This is a genomic window from Mesorhizobium sp. M00.F.Ca.ET.216.01.1.1, assembly GCF_004010325.2.
Classification (GTDB): domain Bacteria; phylum Pseudomonadota; class Alphaproteobacteria; order Rhizobiales; family Rhizobiaceae; genus Mesorhizobium.
Genome location: NZ_SADR02000324.1, coordinates 1 through 335, shown reverse-complemented (window position 1 = coordinate 335; position 335 = coordinate 1). Strand labels below are relative to the sequence as shown.

The following is a 335-nucleotide window of genomic DNA, read 5'->3' as shown; positions in this document are numbered from 1 at the left end:
GCGCTCAGCCTCGCCATCTACTGCACCTCCTGGACGTTTTTCGGCTCGGTCGGGCTGTCCTCCGAGCGCGGCCTCGAATTCCTCGGCATCTATACCGGGCCGGCGCTGGTGTTCGTGTTCGGCTTTCCCCTGCTCAATCGTATCGTCCGGCTGGCCAAGACCGAGAAGATCACCTCGATCGCCGACTTTCTCGGCGCCCGCTACGGCAAGAGCTTCATCGTGGCGGCGATCGCGACGCTGATCGCGACGATCGGCGCCGTGCCCTACATGGCGCTGCAGCTGAAGGCCATCTCGGGATCGGTCCGCCTGATGGTCGAGCACTATACCGGCTCGCC

General features: G+C 64.8%; 1 pseudogene. It reads left to right on the top strand.

The window, feature by feature from the left end:
* A pseudogene (locus EN859_RS36315) lies at positions 1–335 on the top strand (hypothetical protein); the annotation flags it as partial.